The sequence below is a fragment of the Sulfurirhabdus autotrophica genome (assembly GCF_004346685.1).
In the GTDB taxonomy this organism is placed as follows: Bacteria; Pseudomonadota; Gammaproteobacteria; order Burkholderiales; family SMCO01; genus Sulfurirhabdus; species Sulfurirhabdus autotrophica.
Genome location: NZ_SMCO01000016.1, coordinates 60,453 through 80,513 on the forward strand (window position 1 = coordinate 60,453; position 20,061 = coordinate 80,513).

Consider the following 20,061-nt stretch of genomic DNA (forward strand, 5'->3'; position numbering starts at 1 on the left):
CCAAGATAAATAACCATGGCTGAAAGCAATAAAAACACTGAGCAAACCCGCGAATTTCACTTTACCGTGAAAGATTTCGATCGCATTCGCAAACTCATCTACGATCATGCCGGCATATCACTTAATCAGTCTAAAGAAGACATGGTCTACAGCCGCCTGGCAAGACGCCTGCGCGCTACCGGATTACAGACATTTGACCAATATCTGGCCTTTCTTGAGACCAATGATGCCGCAGAGTGGGAAGCGTTCACTAATTCCCTTACAACCAATCTCACCTCTTTTTTTCGTGAGCCCCATCATTTTCCAATTCTGACAGAGCACATACAGCAACACAAAAACACACACCCCATCATGTTATGGTGCTCAGCTTCCTCAACAGGAGAAGAACCCTACTCCATGGCCATGACAATGGTCGATTTATTTGGCAGCTACACGCCGCCAGTCAAAATTCTGGCAACGGATCTGGACACCAATGTTTTAGCGATTGCCCGAGAAGGCGTTTATCCTTTGGATCGCATAGAAAAGTTACCTGAAGATACGGTTAAACGCTTTTTTTTAAAAGGCACAGGAACGCAGGCAGGGCACGTTAAAGTTCGCCAGGAATTACGTGATATGATCACTTTCAGGCAAATAAATCTGCTGGCCCCCACCTGGTCAATCAGGGGGCCATTTGATGCTATTTTTTGTCGCAACGTGATGATTTATTTTGATAAGCAAACCCAGTACAACATACTGGAAAAATTTGTGCCGCTGATGCAACCGGACGGCTTATTATTCGCAGGCCATTCTGAAAGTTTTTACCATGCGGCCAATTTATTTAAATTACGCAGCAAAACAGTTTATGAGCTTGCTGCAAATGCCCAACATAAAACGCGCTGACCCGCATGAAGATCAAACCAATTTTTAGCAGCCAAACGGAATATTGCTTTCATGGCTAACCACGGGTTTGAAGAAGTTGCCGCGCCCAATGTATATTGGGATCGGACTTTCGATATCGATGCGGCAAAAATCATGCCGGGCGAATACTTTGTTACAGGGCGCGATATGGTATTGGTTACGGTGCTCGGCTCCTGCGTTGCCGCCTGTATCCGCGACCGCACCACCGGCATTGGTGGTATGAACCACTTCATGCTGCCAGATAGTGGCCAGGATCAAAACAATCCGCTCAGTAGTTCCGCCCGCTATGGCACTTATGCAATGGAAATGATGATCAACCAACTCACCAAGCTTGGTGCAAAACGTCAGAATTTTGAAGCCAAACTGTTTGGTGGCGGCAATGTGTTACGTGGATTTACGGTAGCGAACATAGGTGAGCGCAATGCCCAGTTTGCATTAGACTATCTTGCTACAGAACGTATCAAGGTTGTCGCTCAGGACTTGCTGGACATCCACCCTAGAAAAGTCTATTACTTCCCGGCAACAGGAAAAGTTATGGTCAAAAAACTCAAACGTGTTCATAACGACACAATTATTGCCCGTGAAAAAGAATACAATTCTCGCCTGAGTTATTCCAAAATGGAAGGCGACATCGAACTGTTTACATGATATTCAAGTTTACTCCTCCATGAGGGTTATGAAGAAAATATGAAAATAAAAGTACTCATCATTGACGACTCCGCCTTAATCCGCAGCGTGTTGAAGGAAGTGATCAACAGCCAACCTGATATGGAAGTGGTGGGTACCGCCCCTGATCCGCTAATAGCACGTGAAATGATCAAAGAGCTCACACCGGATGTGTTAACTCTGGATGTAGAAATGCCCAAGATGGACGGCCTGAACTTCCTCGAAAAACTGATGCGACTTCACCCCCTGCCTGTCGTAATGATATCCGCCTACACAGAAGGTGGCTCAAGCATCACCTTCAAGGCACTTGAGTTAGGCGCAGTGGACTTTGTCACCAAGCCCAAACTCGATATTTCTAAAAACATTCTGGAGAATAGTAACGAAATTACAGACAAAATACGCGCAGCTGCCAAGGCAAAACTGAAAAACACTGCCTCGTTCAATATCACCCAAAGCCATACTGCTGACGCTGTATTACCTTCAGTATCCAACGCTATCATCAGCACTGAAAAAATCATTATCATCGGGGCATCTACCGGCGGAACAGAAGCGATTAAAGAAGTGCTAATACAAATGCCGGCAGACTGCCCTGCCATTGTGGTAACCCAGCACATGCCGGAAGCCTTTACCAAATCTTTTGCAGAACGCTTAAACAGCGTATGCAAAATCACTGTCAAAGAAGCAGAAAACAATGAGCGAATATTGCCAGGGCATGCTTACATAGCACCCGGGCATTCACATTTACTGATCAGGCGCAGTGGTGTCAATTACATGACCGAACTCAGTCAAGCACCTCCCGTCAACCGTCACCGACCGTCGGTAGATGTGCTTTTCAGATCAGCCGCCAATTTCGCAGGAAAAAACGCTATCGGCGTTATCCTCACAGGCATGGGCAAAGATGGCGCACAGGGAATGCTGGAAATGAAACAGGCCGGGGCCTATAACTTTGCTCAAAACGAAGCAAGTTGCGTGGTATACGGCATGCCTAAAGAAGCTGTTGCTGCGGGGGGCGTAGATGAAATCGTTGTGTTGCAGGACATATCACGAAAAATCCTCGCGTATATTTCCAGCCAGAAAAGCAAAACTACTTAAAGTTAAAAATTTAACAGTTTTAAAGTGGCTACTCAGGGAAACACTTGATTGGTGCGCCCGACAGGAGTCGAACCTGTGACCTTTGGCTTCGGAAACCAACACTCTATCCAACTGAGCTACGGGCGCAAAAATGCCATTATAACGATTTTTCTTAAAAACTCCTACGTTGATGCTTTTGCGGTTTTGCATTTTCCCGTTATAATTGCGGGTTTATTAAATAGCATTTAAGACCATCTACTCAATATTAAGGATGCAATCATGAGCGAACAAAATGTCGGGATGACAAAAACAACCCCGCAACAAGTCATCATCGCCACACTGGCAGGCTTGTTTGCGCCGTTACTTGCCATATTTCTAGTCATACAACTGGTATTGGGCATTCAGTCCGGGCACAGTAACAAAGTTACTGCGGATACTTCTGATACCGCTGTTATCGAACGGATCAAGCCTGTTGGTGAAGTAAAAGTCGTGGATGCTAATGCACCTAAAGTTGAAAAGAGCGGTGAAGAAGTTTTCAATGCCGTCTGTACTGCATGCCACACACCGGGTGCTCTGGGTGCGCCTAAATATGGCAACAAGGGCGATTGGGGTCCTCGCATAGCTCAAGGCTACCAGACACTGATCAAGCATGCGATCGAAGGTATTCGCCAGATGCCAGCCCGTGGTGGTGATGCCGAGTTGTCTGATACAGAAATGGCTCGTGCCGTTGCTTACATGGCAAATTCTGCAGGTGCCAAGTTTACCGCGCCAGAGCCAGCTGCTGCTCCTGCACCTGCCGCTGCTGCCGCACCTGCGGACGCCGCCAAGAAATAATCTTCAATTTTTTGAAGATATCTGAAAAAGCACCGGTTAGCGCCGGTGCTTTTTTTTACACATAACATTTTCGATCACACTTGCATAACTAACCGTTGGTCTTCTGCTTTAATTTAGCTATAAACAAAATAGCTTCGCATTACTGTTTCACATCCATAGAGTAAATTGCACTTTACCGATTGATCCTGTGTAAGGATAATTTTGTATGCATTTATGCTAAACTCAGCAAAATAAAAATTTTAATTGGAGAAAACAGGCGCCACAACTCACATTCGCGTTACAGAGCGGCTAATATCTGCTTGAATACTGACCAAGTTTAAAAGGGGATAATGTCAGAACGTAAATGTATTGATCAGGCGGCACGACACCTATGAGCGAAGCCAGCAACAAATCTATTGCCGATACAATTGATCGACACCAATCGCACTCTTTTGAACAAGAACGCACTACGCGTTCGCACTCCGATCACGCCAGCCGCAATCGACAGCGAAGAAGCAGCCAGCGTCTGATACTGGCTGTGGCATTGGCCATTTCTATCATTATTCTCCTGCTTGTAAGTGTTTACGCAACGATTCGCATTAGCCATCTGAGCCAGGAAAATAGTGAAATGCATGGTGATGTTTTCAAACTCAAGCAGGAACTTAGTCTGGTAGCGCCAGAACTAGAGCGTTCACGCAAGGAAAGCGCTGCTTTAATCAAAGGACGCTTGCCTCATTTGCGTGATCTGATTGCAGACAAAGTGATTGCAATCAACGAGCCACCTATCAAAAATATCGTATTTACGGTACTCAATCAAAACGGTAACAAACGGTTTGAATTCAAACTGGTGGTTGAAAATACAAAAGACACTATCCTTCACCCTGAAGTGCGTATTTTTGCCTTTGACCGGCATGGCGTTCAAGTGGGAATGGCTGAGATCAGTGACCACAATGGCATCAACCCGGGTGAAAGTCGTTCTTATTCGTCTGTAATTGATCGGTTTCTGGATGAGGAACCTATCTACTTTTTTGCTTCCGGACGGCGTGGTGCCAAGGTTAATGACCAGTGAACCCGGAGCGACTATCTGTTAATTAATCGGGTAGTGTTTTACCTGATTAATCAACAGATAGCCTTGTAACGCTTCTAAAACCTGCCCAATTTATTTTTCAACTCCGGCTTTGCGGCTCAACATGGCTTTGAGCTGATCAAGTTTTGCGGTTCCCTCTGCCTTCTGGGTGGCAGGGTCACTTTCTCTTCCACTCACGCGCAAATCTTCCTGCGCCAGTTCATCAATAAATCGGCTTGGTTCGCACATTTGCCATTCGCCGGCACGTTTGCGCTTTTTGCAATGGGTCAGTGTCAGGCTTTTCTGGGCGCGGGTAATCCCCACATACATAAGTCGCCGCTCTTCTTCTATCTGACCATTTTCAATGCTTTCACGGTGAGGCAAAATCCCTTCTTCAATCCCCACCAGAAATACATGACCAAATTCCAGCCCTTTTGCTGCATGCAGGGTTGAGAGCCGGACCATATCTACTTCGCCCTCATCACGTCCTTCCAGGATATTGAGCAGCGCGATAAGTTGCGTTAACTCGATCACGTTTTTCCCATCCGCTTCGGCTTTTTTATTTAGCCAGCCAACAAAATCCAGTACATTACTCCACTTGGATTGTGCTGCGCGCGCTTCTTCCTGATCGAACAGATACGCCTCATAGGCAATCGCCTGTAGCAGATCCTGCATAATGGATTCGCAAGACTCGCGTTCTGCCCGGAACTGCAGATTATTGATGTAGTTGCAGAAAGTCATCAGCGGCTCGTATTGCTTGGGCCCTAGCTGATGTTCCATTCCCGCTTCAAACGCTGCTGCAAACAGGCTGATATGGCGCCCTGCCGCATAATTACCCAGCTTTTCCAGTGTTTGCGCGCCTATACCCCGCTTGGGGGTGGTCACGGCTCGGATAAAGGCCGGATCATCATCACTGTTAGCCAATAGCCGTAAATACGCGATAATGTCCTTGATTTCTGTGCGGTCGAAAAATGATGTACCCCCTGACAACTGATAGGGAATACGGGCATTGCGCAAATACTGTTCAAAAATCCGCGCCTGATGATTACCCCGGTAAAGAATCGCGTAATCCGAAAACTTGGTCCGGTTTTCAAACTTGTGGGATTGCAAACGCATGACTACGTTTTCGGCTTCCTGATCTTCGTCCCGGGCTGCCACCACCTGAATGGTTTCACCCATTCCCAGATCGCTCCAGAGTTTCTTTTCAAATAGCTTTGGATTGTTGGCAATCAGCGTGTTGGCCGCACGTAATATACGTACGGTGGAGCGGTAATTTTGTTCCAGCTTGATCACATGCAACCGACTGAAATCATCCTGCAGGATACGTAAATTTTCCACATTGGCACCGCGCCAGGCATAAATCGCCTGATCGTCGTCACCTACTGCAGTAAATGCCCCCTGCACACCTGCAATCTGTTTAACCATACGATACTGGCAAGTGTTGGTATCCTGATATTCGTCGATGAGTAAATAGCGCAGCTTGTTCTGCCATTTTTCCAGCACCGTAGCATCCCGATCAAACAACTCCACTGGCAAGCGGATTAAGTCATCAAAATCCATGGCCTGATACGCTTGCAATGTGGCCTGGTACGTACGGTAAACCGTCGCATACTGAAGTTCAATATCACTCTCAGCTTGCTCCATGGCAGCAACCGGGGACAACATGGCATTTTTCCAGTTGGAGATCAGAGTTTGCCCACGCCGAATTTCTTTCTTATCGGTTGTTTTGAGAATATCGCTGACGATGCTCATACTATCCGAGGCATCAAGAATGGAAAATTGCGGCTTATATCCCAGATGCTTCGCTTCCTGGCGCAATATCTGCATTCCCAGGGAGTGAAATGTTGTGACTGTTAACCCTTTACTGTTATTACCCTGCAACAACTTGCTCACTCGCGCCTGCATTTCACGCGAAGCTTTATTGGTAAAGGTAATGGCAGCAATATGCTGCGGTGAATAACCGCATTCTTCAATAAGGTAAACAATCTTATGGGTAATTACCCGGGTCTTGCCGCTGCCTGCACCGGCAAGCACCAGCAAGGGGCCATCCAGATATTTGACTGCTTCGCGCTGCGGGGCATTAAGATGGGAAAGCATAAAATTTCGGGGGACGGGATGCGAATGACTAAAGTGTGATTTTAACCTAGAAACGATAGTCAGACGAGTTGGATTATGTGAAGTATTGTCAGCATAAAAGCATTGCAAAAACCAGAATCGTCCGTCTTTCAACACATTCAATCAATTTTTCCCTGTTCAAATCTGTCACATAAATGTCATGTAAAAAATATTTTCAAAACTCGCAAACAAATGCTTGAACTGTCATATTAGAGAGCGTACAGTCTTAATCAGCACCATCTCTTTTCACTAACTGAGGTAGCTATGAGCAGACGAGACCGACACCAAAAGCCACGTGCAAGTACGCATCCCTTCGAAACTGAAAACATCCTTTCCCTCGTCACCCCCTCCCCCAAAATTTACCCCTTTAAGTACCTCAACTCTCCGCAAGAACAATACGGCAACGCCATTCTGAACTACCCGCTGGTATTTGGTTTAGGACCAGCAGGCACCGGCAAAACCTATGTTTGCGGAGCACTGGCAGCTGAGGCGCTACGTGAAAAACGTATAGAAAAAATCATCATCACCCGACCCGCTGTTGAGGCAGGTGAGTCGTTAGGTTTTCTGCCTGGTGACAAAGATGAAAAGTACGAACCATGGTTACAACCTTTCCGGGATGTACTCCACGAACGCCTCGGCAAAAGCGCAGTGGATTACCACGTTAGTCATGGCAAAATTGAAGGCGCTCCCCTTGCTTACATGCGAGGGCGAACTTTCAAAAATGCCTATGTGATCATGGATGAAGCCCAGAATGCCACCCCTGCCCAGATGCGCATGTTCCTCACCCGTATCGGGGAAAATTGCACAGTAATTGTGAATGGTGATCTGGATCAGACTGATCTGACGGGTATCTCCGGTTTGGCTGAGGCACTGCGTATCCTGAGTTTTATTCCGAGTGTAAAGGTATTTTCCTTTAAAGCATCTGACTCGGTACGCTCCGGGCTATGTAGAGAAATCTGCGAAGCGTTTGAGCAGGACAGTGCCAATGTTTACGGAAATAGAATACCGGCTGCCGCCAGATAAACTGTTACACGCTATTGACGGTAACTACTGAATGTCTGCCGTTTAAAGAAAGCGCCTTGCTTTAAACGGCAGACAGGTTCAAAACAAACAAGTCGATTCTAACGGCCACGTTAACTCTGTGGCCTTTTTTTTGAGACAATAAACTTACGAGCGGTTAATATCGGCAACTCAAAGCATAGAAGAAAAAAGTGTGGCGATACCCAGGAAAGAGAAGAAACCGACCACATCGGTCACAGTGGTGAGAATGATCGAGGACGACTGCGCAGGGTCCTGCCCGAAACGTTGCAACATAATCGGCACCAGTGCACCAGCAAAGCCTGCTGCGATCATTGAAATTACCATCGCAGCGGCTATCACCAGCACCAGCCCCCAGGATTTGCTCCAGATATAAACGCCGATAGCCGTAGTAAAAGCGATTGCAAGTCCGTTCAGCAAACCAACGCCGACTTCCTTAAATACAACCTTGGGCCAATGTCGTAAACTGATCTCGCGCAACACCAGTCCGCGCATGGTGACCGCCAGCGCTTGCGCGCCAGCGCTTGCGCGCCAGCGTTGCCAGATTGGCCGGCAACTACAGGCAATAGCACTGCAAGCGCGCTGTATTTGGCGATGGTACTCTCAAACAATCCGACGACAGATGCGGCAAGAAAAGCTGTCAGCAGGTTAATTTGCAGCCATGGCAGACGCTTGCTTACCGCAAATAAAGTAGACGAAAGCGCGCGCTCATCACGACTTGCACCCACCATGATCTGAATGTCCAGTGTGGTTTCCTGCTGCACGGCAGACGCAAGCTTGGCTTGTCTAATAACACCGACCAGCCGTCCGTCGAAATCTATCACTGGCAGGTCTGTCACCGCATCCTGCTGCATCTTTTCTACAACATCTTCACGCGGAGCGGTGTCTTGCACAGCGTCCACAATTTTGCGTGAGATCCTCGCAAGCGTTTCTTCCGGGTCGGCGAGTGCCAGGTCCTGAATATCTACACGTCCGTCCAGCCTTCCGTCATCGTCTATCAGATACAATTCACGTAATCCGCGCCACTTTGTCTGCCGCAACCGCGCCAGCGCTTCCTGCGCGGTCAGTTCTCCGCGGAATGCAGGCACTCGCGGGTCCATGAGTTGACCAGCAGAATCGGCTGGATACTGCATCAACGTGCGAATTTCAGCAGCCACTTGCGCGCTCAGCAACGACTTGTAGCGATCGCGTTCTTCGTCATCCAGCCGGTTAAGTAATGATGCGCTGCGTGCAGGTTCGAGTTCGGCAAGCAATTCTGCAGCTTGCACCTCGGGTAACTCGGTAAAGACGGCTTGCTCCACGTCGGTGGCGAGGTTTTGCCAGACAGGAACCACTGCGTGCATGGGCTGCGCTGCCAGCATTGCGCTTACCTCTCGCGCTGGCATCGCCTCGATGCGTCGCGCTGCCTCTCGCGGGTAATCCAGTAAGAAACGTAAATTGAGTGCGGCGACAGCCGCTTTTGCATCCGCGTTCATGACTTTCTATCCCTGCGCTCTACAGGCAGCAGACTAACAAGCGCTTGAATCACCGAGGAGACACCGAACCAGTAAGCGCTGGCAACATCCACAAGTGCGTCTTCAGATTTACGGTCTAACGGTGCGACTGTCTCTATCGAAAGCGCCCGCTGTAACGCAGCATGCGTGATCGCACCAACCAGCCTGTCGCCTCGATCAACAACAGGTAATATGGATGACACACGCCAGCCCGGGTGCTCACTCAAACCGGCAATCATAGATTGGGCGGGTAAACGATGAGGGCTGGGACGCACAATTCTTGTCAGCGGTGTTTTGGTATTTGCACGCAACAAATCAGCAAGCTCAACATAACCAATCAAACGCTGGTTGTGATCAATGACAAAAGGATCAGCGACTGGGGCATCGTCTGCACGACGCACACGTTCAATGGATTCTCCACCGGTCATGTCAGCAGGCAACGCTAAGGCATGCGGATCCATCCAGGCACCCACTGTACCTTCCGGATAACCGAGCAATAATTCATAAGCGATAGTCAGCGCTGTTGGTAGCTGGGCAAGCAACTGAGCCCTGCGCTCGGCACCGAATTGTCGCAGCAAGGCTACCCCCGCCTGAGCACCGACGCCATGCAGCAACCCGTTAGTTTCTGAATCTTCTAACTGTTCCAGACAGCGCGCACCTGCAAGCGGAAACATGTGGCGCAGTACAGGTGTGGCAAGCCGCAAGGGCGCCGATTTCAATAGCGCTGCCGCAGAAGCAGGCGCAAGCCGCTCAAGCACACGCGCCGCATCTGCCGGGTGGGATTCCAGAAATGCGAAAGAAAGGGCTTCGTTGCTAGCCATCGTTTGTCCCGCTGACCACCAGAACGATCGGCTGCTCGTTGAAAACCTTAGCCGGGAGGCTGGCTCTGCCTTCAACGGTTTCCAGCACCACTGCCGTTTCCGTTATTTCAAGAATCCGCCCTTCAAAACCTGCGACACGCACATATTGACCAACATTATAGCGTTGTCGCAAATAGTGCCCGCCAATCAAGTTGGCGACATACTCACGGGCACCGAGACTCAGCGCAAGAGCCACAGCGCCTACCAAAGCAATACTGACTGCCGCTGCAAGAATGACCAGAAAGGTCACTTTAATTCCAATCTGCTCAGCGCCAACAAGGATGGCTGTAATGAGTATACCCGCCTGCACCACGCGACCAATCAATGTTCGCTGGCGCTCGCCAGCGCTGACAGCTGCCGCCTGCACTACCTCACGGGCAAGCTGGCTGACCATAAATCCGGCAATAATAATCAGTGCACCAACAAATACAGTCGGCAGATAGTCAACTACCCGTGCAAGCCATGCGGTAAAAGTGTGCAAACCCAACACTTGGGTCGCCGCTGTGAGAAAAAACAGCACAACCACCCAGAAAACAACGCTACCCAGAATTTTTGCCGATGCGCTTGGCAGACGTGTCGGCAGTGTACTGCGACCAACTGAAAAACTCGACAGCGCCCGTTCACCCAGCAGCGTCAGGCGTACTGCTGCCGCCCGTAGCAAATGCGCCACAATCCAGCCGACAAACAGCAACAAAAACGCGCCCATCACGTTTGGCAAGTAGAATGCCAGTCGCTCAACGGTCTGATCGAGCACACCTGACAAGGCAGCATGCCATTGCGTTAAAAAATCCATCCTCTATCCTCGTAATGCGCTTAGAAAAAGCGGACTGTGGAACCGGCTTAGCCATTGAAAAAATTTGATATTGGTCATTATATTTTTCACTCCTCTTCAATTCCAATCCTGTCAGTATGTCTGCTGAAGCGAACCAAGTCCAGCCTGACTCTGTAGTGTTGCAACATTGAGATTGGCTTGTAGAACGAAAAAAACAAAGGGGATTTGATACCAACAATGCGTCACTTAAACTTGTTTCACTGCAGAATTGCAAAAGCGCGGAGACAAGCCGGACTTTGCCACAGTGCCGACATAACCTGCCGCATCAAGCCTCAATCTGCAGTTGTTCAGGATCAAGCAGTAAAAAACGTGCGTAACGCGCCTCTTTTCGGCTGCCATCATCGCTGACAATAATGATTTTTTGCCTGCCATCGATCACTGCAGGACAGACTCCTTCAGCGTGTTCAAAACCTGGCAGACCGGGAATAGTGACACGACAAGCAGGTTCATTTTGATGACCACTCCAGAACCAGAGTTTAAATTGAACCTGTTCGCGTGTAACAGGGCCACTGATCACAAGATATCCGCCAAGGGAAGGAAAGTAGCTCATGCCGCGTATCCCATGGCCTTCGAGATCCAGCGTTTCCAGCTTGTCAGATATTTCAGGTGGCGCACCTGTTTCAAAAATTGCGACGGGGTTTTCAACGCTGGCAATGATGGCCAAATTTCCCACCAAAGGACTGCGAAAACCGATCAATAACCGTTGCTGATCGGGACTAAACTCCAGCGCCTCAATGTTAAGACCCCCGTCCTTTTTGACGTCAGCCACCTTAGCTGCGTTGGCCAGCACCAGGTGCCTCGCCACCAAAGCGGCCTTTAGTCCTTTGACTACTAAAGGCGCAACTACGCGGTCACCCTCAACTCGGAACCGCACCAGTTTGTTACGGGATTTTTTTTCTTCGCCTTCGTCGTCCAGAGAATGCGAAGTGATTGCATAAATCGATCCTGCATGATCGATGGTGACACCTTCAAGATCATCCAGCTTCAGAAAAGCATCACCCGTTTCCAGCGGCCCTGCGTTCAGCGGCGTACTGTTAACTTTCCCATCATGGCTGATTGTGACCAAACTGAACGGATGCTGTTTTTCATCTTCCACAACAAGAAAACGACCGTCCGGCAACTGCTGAATAGCAGATGGCTCATAAACCCCGGACAGTTCCTGAAAAACATGCGCGTTCATTTGCGTCATGATGGTTTTTCTCCTGCTGCCAACATTCGGCGCAATACGCTTTGCTATTGACGCCCTACGAACAATTCTGGTTTAGAAAACAATACAAATCAATAAACAGCTTGATTCACCGCAGAGGCGCGGAGGTACGGAGGCGCAAAGTTAAAATAGAATTCGATACTGGGTCAGCATCGCTTTGCAGTCCAGACAAACTAAACCTGCATTCCCAATGCTTTTTTCTCTGCGCCTCCGCGCCTCTGCGGATTACTGATTTATATGAAAGCGCCCTAGTTCCTTTTCAGGTTAACTTTTGAACATCGCCAGCTTTTCAGCCTGATCGGTACGCTCCCAGGTGAAATCCGGTTCTGCCCGTCCAAAATGTCCGTATGCAGCAGTCTTCTGATAAATTGGCCGGCGTAAATCCAGGCTGTCGATAATGCCGCGCGGAGTCAGATTAAAGGTGCCACGCACCATAGCTTCCAGCTGATTATCCGGCACAGTTCCAGTACCATAAGTTTCGATCAGCAGTGAAACCGGCTCTGCCACACCGATTGCATAGGCCAGCTGCACCAGACAACGTTTGGCATAACCTGCTGCTACCAGATTTTTGGCGATATATCTGGCCATATAAGCAGCTGAACGGTCCACTTTAGTAGGGTCTTTTCCTGAGAATGCACCGCCACCATGCGGACAGGAACCGCCATAGGTATCCACAATAATCTTACGACCAGTCAGGCCGGTATCGCCATTCGGACCACCGATTTCAAAGGGGCCGGCGGGATTGACCCACAACTTGAAATTAGAGGTGCGCATTTCCTCAGGCACCAGCGGATCAACAATTTCACGCGTCACTTCCTGCGCTACCCAGGCTGGGTCAAGGTCACGCTCGATCTGGGTAGAGATCACCACGTTATCGATGCCTGATACTTTTTGCCCTTCATACGCAACAGTGACCTGACTTTTTGCATCAGGACGCAACCAGGGCATCGCACCGGATTTGCGCATTTCAGCTTGACGTTGCACTAAGCGATGCGCCAACCAGACTGGATAAGGCATCAGATCGGGGGTTTCGTCACAGGCGTAACCAAACATCAGCCCTTGATCACCAGCACCAATATCGCCCCCCGCCAGCGTGATACCCTTGTTAATCTGAATAGACTGATGATTAAAACGCACCTGTACTTCGCAGCTATTCGGGTCGATACCGGTTTCAGCATCCTTATAGCCGATTTCGCGCAACACCTGGCGGGCAATTTCCTCTGCGCGGTTTTGTATCTCGCTAAACAACTCTTTACGGACAGTTTTAAACTCGCCGGCAATCACCACCAGATTATCCGCAACAAACGTTTCACAGGCCACTTTAGCTTCGGGCTCTTCCGCCAGGAATGCATCCAGAATGGCATCCGATATCTGATCGGCAATTTTGTCCGGATGTCCTTCTGCAACGGATTCAGATGTAAACAGATAACGTCTGTTATTCATTCATTTCTTCCTTAAAATTTGTATGCTGCACATTCATTGCGCATTCACTTTCCAGCTCATGTGACCACTGGAAACAAAAACGGTTCAGGGTATTTCCAACTAACGAGCGCCTAAACGCCAAAGTGAAGTAACCTCGGCAGCACGTGCAGCGTGGAGCGGGTCTGTTTCGTCTGCAGCGCGAGGATGAGTCGGCTTCACATCTAAGCGCTCTAACACTTTCAACCCGGCGGCTTCAATGGCTGCCAGCAACCATTCTCTGGACCGCAGCCCCAAGTGCTCGGCCAGATCAGAAAGTATCAGCCAGCCTTCTCCAACCGGTGTCAGATGGGCAACCAGCCCACCCAAAAAGCCTTTTAGCATTTGACTATCCGGATCATAGATCGCGTGTTCCAGCGGTGAATTTGCACGTGCCGGCAACCAAGGCGGGTTGCAAACGACAATGTCAGCACGCCCTTCCGGAAAAAGATCCGCTTCTATAATGTCAACCTGCCCTGCCAATCCAAGCTGCTTGATATTCTCACGGGCGCACGTTAATGCGCGTGGGTCCTTGTCGGTGGCGATTACGTGCTTTACTCCTCTACGGGCAAGCACCGCTGCCAGCACCCCCGTACCCGCACCAATGTCAAAGGCCAGATCTGCTGTAAGCAGTGGCGCATTGGCTACCAGCCCCACATATTCACCCCGCACCGGCGAAAACACACCATAGTGCGGGTAAATGCGCCCACCAATCGCAGGAATTTCCACCCCGGTTTTGCGCCACTCATGGGCACCAATCACCCCAAGCATCTCCCGTAGCGTTACCACAGAAGGCGCATCTGCCACGCCATAGGCCTCAATACAGGCTTGCTTGACTTCAGGAGCACGACGTAAGGGAATACTGTAATCCGCCTCTAACGGCAGCAGTAACATACCCAAAGTGCGGGCACGTTGCGACTGAAACTGCCGATGAAAGTTGAATGCTTCAGTTGGTGAAGTGGGCGGTTTTCGCGGTTTGCGGTCTACCCGGCGCGCCATGGCCTGCAACAACTGCCGTGCGTTCTGGAAATCTCCTCGCCACAACAAAGCGGTGCCTTCGCTGGCAAGCCGATAAGCCACATCCGCTTTCATCACGTCATCCGCAACAATCACTCGTTTGGGCGGCGGGGTGCCACCCTCCGAGCGCCAGCGGGCGGTTCGGTTTTCGTCTGCTTCGGACCAGTTCACAACAGGGTAATCATTCACGCAGGCACAACCTTTAGCATTTTTGCCAGATAATCAAAAAATAAACAGTACAACATAATCGGTACAGGTAGACCAAGCAACGTGCCCACCAAATAATGACGAAATTTGACGCCTGACATGGCCAGTGCGTAATTCAGCGCAGGCACAGTCTGAAACAACATCCGCAATACCACAATACTGCTTACCGGATGCGCATCCAGTTTACTCAGGAGGCGAACAGCAAATTTATTGTCCAGCTGCCTCAGTGCATCGCCGCCAATATAACGAATAGTAAAAAAAGTAATCACACAGGAAAAACTGGCGGCCACATAGGTGGCGACACCGCCCCATGCTTTTCCTAATGCCAGCACTGCTGCGGCAAGAAACACCCAACCGGGAATCTGAATCAGGTTTCCCAATGAAAACAGCAGAATAAAAATCAACAATCCGCTGACTTTATTTTCCAGAATCCGCTGGTGCAAAAAGTCTAGACTTAAATGTTCCCTGAGACCGGATAGCTGGAATAGTGCCAACAACACACCCAGAAACAAAATGACAGTCAGTATCCGTTTATAGGGGTGCATGTTTCCAACTCTGCATTACACCAATCAAAGGTAATGAAGAAAATAGCGTCACTTTATTTCCTGCCCAACATGCCCTGCAAACTTTGCAGAATATCAGCAGGCAAGACAATGGTTTTGCCATTTGGTGATTTGGACATTTCCTGCAATGCAGCAATATATTTTTCACCCAGCAGAAAATACGCAGGAAACTCTCTTTCCGGTATCGCTTCTGCAACCAATTTCAATGCAGATGCCGTACCTTGTGCCAAAGACACCTGCGCATGGGCATCACGCTTTGCCGACTCTAACCGGCCTTCAGCTTGCAAAATGGCAGATTGTTTATCACCTTCGGCAATCGTGACTTTGGCTTTTCTTTCCCGCTCTGCAGCGGCTTGCTGTTCCATGGAATGCTGCATGGATGCAGAGGGTTTAATATCCTGTATTTCTACCGATTTTAGCGTCAAACCCCAATCGGATACGTTATCCGCAATGGATTCTTTCAATTTCGCCTTGATCTGATCACGGGAGGAAAGTGCCTCATCCAATTCCATTTCACCCAGAATGGCACGCAAGGTTGTCTGGATCACATTACTGACTGCCAGCTCGTAATTCGACACACCATACACAGCATTTTGCGTATCAGTCACTTTTACAAAGGCAATGGCGTTGGTAATCAGCACCGCGTTATCTTTGGTAATCACTTCCTGTTGCGGAATATCCAGAATTATATCCTTGGTAGGCACTTTGTAGGCCACTTTGTCGATATACGGAATCAGAATATGCAAACCCGGCATGAGCGTGTTGTGATATTTACCCAGTCGCTCCACTACCCATTCTTCCCCTTGGGGCACAATTCGCACGCCTTTGGCAACGGTGATAATTACAAAGCCAAAAAATATAATGGCCAAAAAAGTCATTTCCATGTGTTTCTCCTTATTGGTCCTGCATCTAGCGGCAGAACGGGTTTAGTATGCGTTCATCGGGTCTGTTCATCTGCGCAAGCATAAGCGCAACCTGACTCCGAATTATTTACGTTCATGTGGAACAGTTTACTCCCTCTCCCCTCGTGGGAGAGGGCCGGGGAGAGGGGGCAAATTTCAATACATCCCCACCCTCTCCCCAACCCTCCCCCATCAAGGGGAGGGAGTCTCAGGGGTTTCTGTATAAGCACCTATCAGGCTTTCAGCACTTTAAGTGTCTGACCTATTACATCCACAATTTTTGCTCTTTCACCTGATGGAATGGTCTCATCTGCAATCACCGGCCAGGTGTCTGAACCCAGAATAGGCTTCTGAAAACGAATCACCCCTTTAGCCATGGCAGACACTTCTTTGGTAATCAGGCCGGTTTCGCCAATAAATGCTTCTTTTGAAATCCCTGCTTTGGTTTTGTCCGGGTTTTTGAAAAAGCGAAACCAGGCAACCACCATCGCAATCGAAAATATGGCCCACAAAAAAAACTGCATGGATGAAGATAGTGGCACAACACGCATCACCACACCGACCATGATCGCGCCAACACCAAACCACAAGATGAAAAACATCGGGACAAACAGTTCTGAAATCACCAGCACTATCCCGGCAGCTATCCAGTGCCACCACAAAAGATCCATCTTCTCTCCTAGTTTTAACGATGACAACACAGGGCAGTTGTCATTATAATTGGCCCATCATAACCCGAACAGCACCATCCTGAAACCATACCCCCACGACAGAGACAACTGACGCTATGGCCACCTACGCAATCGGCGACCTTCAAGGTTGTTTCAAAGAATTGCAGCAATTACTCAATACCATCCAGTTCAACCCTGCACAGGACAAACTGTGGCTGGTAGGCGACCTGGTCAACCGCGGACCGGATTCACTGGCTACGTTACGCTGGGTGAAAGAAATGGGGGACAGTGTCATCGCCGTGCTGGGCAACCATGATTTAAGTTTGCTGGTCGTGGCAGGCGGTTTCGCGCCGCCACACCGCAACGACACCATTCAGGATATTCTGGAAGCACCGGACCGTGAAGAACTACTCCACTGGCTGAGACACCAACGCCTGCTGCATGTAGAAAACAATTTCGCCATGGTGCATGCCGGGCTGTTACCTCAATGGAGCATAGAACAGGCCCAGACATTAGCCCATGAAGTAGAAAGTGCGCTGCGCAGCGAACACCATCTGGAATTTGTGGGGCAGATGTATGGCAACAAACCCATCAAGTGGAAGGACAGTCACAAGGGCATAGACAGGCTGCGCATCATCACCAACGCCATGACCCGCATGCGCTTTTGCACCCCAAAAGGCGAAATGGATTTTGACTACAAAGGCAAACCCGATAACCCGCCAGAAGGCTATTTACCCTGGTTTCAAATCCCGGACCGCGCAAGTGCCGACACCACCATTATTTGCGGGCACTGGTCTGCGCTGGGGTTAAGGCTGGAGAAGAATTTTATGGCGCTGGACAGTGGCTGCCTGTGGGGAGGGGAACTTTCTGCTGTGCGGCTGGAAGATCGTCAGGTTTTTCAGATCCCTTGCCAGGGACTACCAGGTTCAAAGCGCTGGAAATAACCTGCTCGGCAGCCTTTGCCAGTTCTTTCCGGGTTTTACCATGGGCTGAAATAGTCTCAAGATACATCATCTCCGCATGAATAACCGGCTGACTTAACACCTGCACCATCGAATCCTTCAATGTGATTTCATCTGCATACGCCGGGGCCGTGTTAATGGAACCATCCGGATGCACATAGCGCAGAGCTATCGGCCAGATAGCGCTCTGGCTGGGCACCGCCGGTTGAAGCAACGAAGCATGAAATGGCCGCATTATTTTGCCACTGGAAGTTGTCCCTTCCGGAAAAACAACAATGCAATCCCCATTGTTTAACGCTGCCGACACAGCATGATTAACACGTGCCGTGTCGTGGCGCTTGGCGCGTTCAATAAAAAGCGTACCCGCCTTTTGTGCCAGCCAGCCAATAACAGGCCAGCCTCGCACCTCGGATTTCGCCACAAAACGGGCTGGGCGCACTGCATTCAGCAAATGAATATCCAGCCAGGAAACATGGTTTGCCACAAACATCACATTACGGGAAGATAAATCCGGCACCACCCCTTGCAGGTGAATGTGCACATTCAAAATACCCAGCAAACTATTCGACCAATACCGCGTAATCCTGTTGCGTGTTTTTTGTGACAACCACGGAAAAATGACCCCCGCAATTGCCATGCCATAAAGCACATGCAACACAAGGCGACTGACACGGTAATAAAAGGTAAAACGGTTGTTTCGGTTCAACCTGGAAACCTCAGCTAGACAGGGAAATGATAAATATTAACAATACTTATTATAACCATAATGCAAAAAATGGCCTGTTTTGCACGAAATCTCAGCTAAGTAGACAGTTCTAATTGATTGTGGCGTTACTGCAAATTCAGAAACCGCTTTATTAACCGCAGAGGCGCTGAGGCGCGGAGAAAAGCAATGCTTTGTGAGAGTAAGCAGCCTCGCCAGATAAAAAAGCATTACAATTTTATCTTGTAGGTGCACTTCAACTCTGCGCCTCAGCGCCTCTACGGTAAATGCTGCACTGTAATCCACTAACAACCTTGTTGCGTTGGCGAAGTATGATGGAAAATCAGACTACCGGATTCATCCTCATTTACCCAAAAAATGTCTGGCATAACGCGGGTTCATTTTCGACATCGGCAACAGCATCAGCAAATCCGCTGTATTGAAATCAGGGTCCCACGCCGGGTCGCCACATACATAAGCCCCCAAACGCAAATACCCTTTAATTAACGGAGGCAGATACACTTCCGCATCTCCATCCAATGAAGCCAAAGGCAATGCACAGCGCGGGAAAACCCGCCACTCCGCAGGACACATGCTAGCCACCTTAAGTTTATTGTAAATACTGGCCGCGTTATGTCCACCATCAATCATGCTAATGCTTGCACACCCTACCAGATAATCAAACCGGTTTTTCTGCATATAGTGCGCCAAACCAGACCATAGTAACGCAATCACCCCACCGCTCCGGTAGTCTGCATGCACGCAAGAACGTCCCACTTCCACCATATTACTTTGCAGATTTACCAACCGGTCCAGATCAAATTCAGTCTCGGCATAATAACCACCCATCTTTTTAGCCTGCGATGGCGTCAAAATACGGTAGGTGCCCACCACCTCATTCGTCCCTGCATCCCTCACCAAAAGGTGCTCACAATGGGCATCGTATTTATCCACATCCAGTCTCGAATCTGTGCCTGGCAGGCGCGCCTGCATTTCCTCAGCAAAAATCTTGTAACGCAACCTTTGCGCTTCACGCACTTCAGATTCTGTGCGCGCATAACTTAAAACCAGTTGCTGCTTTTCTTGTTGAATGAATTGAGTTTGCTGCTGCAGCATATTGCTCTCCCTGTCATGAGTTTCCACAAGGAGAAATTAAGCTGTTTGTGTGACGAATGCGTTACAGGGTGGTTAACGTTTGGTTAATCGGGTTTGGGAACTGAAGGCTTCGGGCAACCATTTTCTTATCGATTTCAGTGCTATTGTTATTGCTTACTTGTAGGGATCAAAGCACATTTGAGGTGTCTGGAATAACATACCCGAGTTAGCCAAATTAAATTGACCCTTGTACCAATTCCTTGAGTACATACAATTTATTCTCAGCAATTGATTATATTTGGAATATTCTTATGGGATATGTATTATGCATGGCGGATTCAAGGATGAAGTGCAATTTTGAGTAATGTTGGTTAAGAGGGCGAGATGCGGTAGCATCCGAGCCTTTTTGACCAGCCAGTCGAAAT

Annotated in this window: 20 protein-coding genes and 1 tRNA gene; 7 read left to right on the forward strand and 14 right to left on the reverse strand. The window is 49.0% G+C overall.

The window, feature by feature from the left end; genetic code table 11:
- The first annotated feature begins 15 nt into the window (after positions 1-15).
- Genes EDC63_RS13960 through EDC63_RS13970 form a run of 3 tightly spaced genes read left to right on the forward strand, consistent with a single transcriptional unit; the run spans position 16 to position 2,655 of the window.
- Positions 16-879 carry a CheR family methyltransferase gene (locus EDC63_RS13960; protein WP_124947146.1) on the forward strand — a complete coding sequence of 288 codons (864 nt, stop codon included), beginning with the start codon at positions 16-18 and terminating at the stop codon, positions 877-879.
- Between the two features lie 51 nt (positions 880-930).
- The gene (gene cheD / locus EDC63_RS13965) at positions 931-1,545 is read left to right on the forward strand and encodes a chemoreceptor glutamine deamidase CheD (RefSeq protein ID WP_124947147.1); all 615 of its coding nucleotides are present in this window, start codon (positions 931-933) and stop codon (positions 1,543-1,545) included.
- A gap of 39 nt (positions 1,546-1,584) precedes the next feature.
- The gene (locus EDC63_RS13970; RefSeq protein WP_124947148.1) at positions 1,585-2,655 is read left to right on the forward strand and encodes a protein-glutamate methylesterase/protein-glutamine glutaminase; all 1,071 of its coding nucleotides are present in this window, start codon (positions 1,585-1,587) and stop codon (positions 2,653-2,655) included.
- A 49-nt stretch (positions 2,656-2,704) separates the two neighbouring features.
- On the opposite strand, the gene EDC63_RS13975 is transcribed toward EDC63_RS13970, so the two are convergent.
- Positions 2,705-2,781: transfer RNA gene (locus EDC63_RS13975), tRNA-Arg, on the reverse strand.
- A 132-nt stretch (positions 2,782-2,913) separates the two neighbouring features.
- On the opposite strand from EDC63_RS13975, the gene EDC63_RS13980 reads away from it, so the two are divergent.
- On the forward strand, positions 2,914-3,468 hold the full coding sequence (locus EDC63_RS13980; protein WP_124947149.1) for a c-type cytochrome: 555 nt from the start codon (positions 2,914-2,916) through the stop codon (positions 3,466-3,468).
- 370 nt (positions 3,469-3,838) lie between these two features.
- Positions 3,839-4,516, forward strand: a complete 678-nt coding sequence (locus EDC63_RS13985; protein ID WP_124947150.1) for a hypothetical protein — start codon at positions 3,839-3,841, stop codon at positions 4,514-4,516.
- 90 nt (positions 4,517-4,606) lie between these two features.
- On the opposite strand, the gene EDC63_RS13990 is transcribed toward EDC63_RS13985, so the two are convergent.
- Positions 4,607-6,610 (reverse strand): UvrD-helicase domain-containing protein, encoded by a 2,004-nt coding sequence (locus EDC63_RS13990; protein WP_124947151.1) that lies wholly within the window; start codon positions 6,608-6,610, stop codon positions 4,607-4,609.
- Positions 6,611-6,892: 282 nt separating this feature from the next.
- Between EDC63_RS13990 and EDC63_RS13995 the strand changes: the two genes are divergently transcribed.
- The gene (locus tag EDC63_RS13995) at positions 6,893-7,651 is read left to right on the forward strand and encodes a PhoH family protein (RefSeq protein ID WP_124947152.1); all 759 of its coding nucleotides are present in this window, start codon (positions 6,893-6,895) and stop codon (positions 7,649-7,651) included.
- Positions 7,652-7,819: 168 nt separating this feature from the next.
- On the opposite strand, the gene EDC63_RS14000 is transcribed toward EDC63_RS13995, so the two are convergent.
- From EDC63_RS14000 to EDC63_RS14045, 10 genes are all read right to left on the reverse strand, one after another.
- Positions 7,820-8,161 carry a magnesium transporter gene (locus tag EDC63_RS14000; RefSeq protein WP_124947153.1) on the reverse strand — a complete coding sequence of 114 codons (342 nt, stop codon included), beginning with the start codon at positions 8,159-8,161 and terminating at the stop codon, positions 7,820-7,822.
- Positions 8,080-9,141: a magnesium transporter gene (locus EDC63_RS14005; RefSeq protein ID WP_124947154.1), complete on the reverse strand. Its 1,062-nt coding sequence runs from the start codon at positions 9,139-9,141 to the stop codon at positions 8,080-8,082. Before EDC63_RS14005 ends, EDC63_RS14000 begins: the two co-directional genes overlap by 82 nt.
- Positions 9,138-9,980 carry a magnesium transporter MgtE N-terminal domain-containing protein gene (locus EDC63_RS14010; RefSeq protein WP_132920947.1) on the reverse strand — a complete coding sequence of 281 codons (843 nt, stop codon included), beginning with the start codon at positions 9,978-9,980 and terminating at the stop codon, positions 9,138-9,140. The genes EDC63_RS14005 and EDC63_RS14010 overlap by 4 nt, the downstream gene beginning before the upstream one ends.
- Positions 9,973-10,812 (reverse strand): mechanosensitive ion channel family protein, encoded by an 840-nt coding sequence (locus tag EDC63_RS14015; RefSeq protein ID WP_124947156.1) that lies wholly within the window; start codon positions 10,810-10,812, stop codon positions 9,973-9,975. The genes EDC63_RS14010 and EDC63_RS14015 overlap by 8 nt, the downstream gene beginning before the upstream one ends.
- 304 nt (positions 10,813-11,116) lie before the next feature.
- Positions 11,117-12,040: a DUF3616 domain-containing protein gene (locus EDC63_RS14020; RefSeq protein ID WP_124947157.1), complete on the reverse strand. Its 924-nt coding sequence runs from the start codon at positions 12,038-12,040 to the stop codon at positions 11,117-11,119.
- A gap of 282 nt (positions 12,041-12,322) precedes the next feature.
- Positions 12,323-13,501 carry a methionine adenosyltransferase gene (gene metK / locus EDC63_RS14025; protein WP_124947158.1) on the reverse strand — a complete coding sequence of 393 codons (1,179 nt, stop codon included), beginning with the start codon at positions 13,499-13,501 and terminating at the stop codon, positions 12,323-12,325.
- Between the two features lie 99 nt (positions 13,502-13,600).
- On the reverse strand, positions 13,601-14,722 hold the full coding sequence (locus tag EDC63_RS14030) for a methyltransferase (protein ID WP_124947159.1): 1,122 nt from the start codon (positions 14,720-14,722) through the stop codon (positions 13,601-13,603).
- Positions 14,719-15,285, reverse strand: coding sequence for a TVP38/TMEM64 family protein (locus EDC63_RS14035; protein WP_124947160.1), 567 nt, complete (start codon positions 15,283-15,285; stop codon positions 14,719-14,721). The genes EDC63_RS14030 and EDC63_RS14035 overlap by 4 nt, the downstream gene beginning before the upstream one ends.
- A gap of 53 nt (positions 15,286-15,338) precedes the next feature.
- Complete coding sequence (locus EDC63_RS14040; protein ID WP_223248357.1) at positions 15,339-16,181, reverse strand: SPFH domain-containing protein; 843 nt, start codon at positions 16,179-16,181, stop codon at positions 15,339-15,341.
- 257 nt (positions 16,182-16,438) lie between these two features.
- Positions 16,439-16,876 (reverse strand): NfeD family protein, encoded by a 438-nt coding sequence (locus tag EDC63_RS14045; RefSeq protein WP_124947162.1) that lies wholly within the window; start codon positions 16,874-16,876, stop codon positions 16,439-16,441.
- A gap of 116 nt (positions 16,877-16,992) precedes the next feature.
- Between EDC63_RS14045 and EDC63_RS14050 the strand changes: the two genes are divergently transcribed.
- Positions 16,993-17,820 carry a symmetrical bis(5'-nucleosyl)-tetraphosphatase gene (locus EDC63_RS14050; RefSeq protein WP_124947163.1) on the forward strand — a complete coding sequence of 276 codons (828 nt, stop codon included), beginning with the start codon at positions 16,993-16,995 and terminating at the stop codon, positions 17,818-17,820.
- Here the strand turns inward: EDC63_RS14050 and EDC63_RS14055 are convergent.
- Both EDC63_RS14055 and EDC63_RS14060 read right to left on the reverse strand, forming a co-directional pair.
- A complete protein-coding gene (locus EDC63_RS14055; RefSeq protein WP_223248354.1) occupies positions 17,702-18,544 on the reverse strand; it encodes a lysophospholipid acyltransferase family protein in 843 nt (280 codons plus the stop codon). The genes EDC63_RS14050 and EDC63_RS14055 overlap by 119 nt on opposite strands.
- A 360-nt stretch (positions 18,545-18,904) precedes the next feature.
- On the reverse strand, positions 18,905-19,657 hold the full coding sequence (locus tag EDC63_RS14060) for a GNAT family N-acetyltransferase (RefSeq protein ID WP_132920948.1): 753 nt from the start codon (positions 19,655-19,657) through the stop codon (positions 18,905-18,907).
- Positions 19,658-20,061 lie beyond the last annotated feature (404 nt).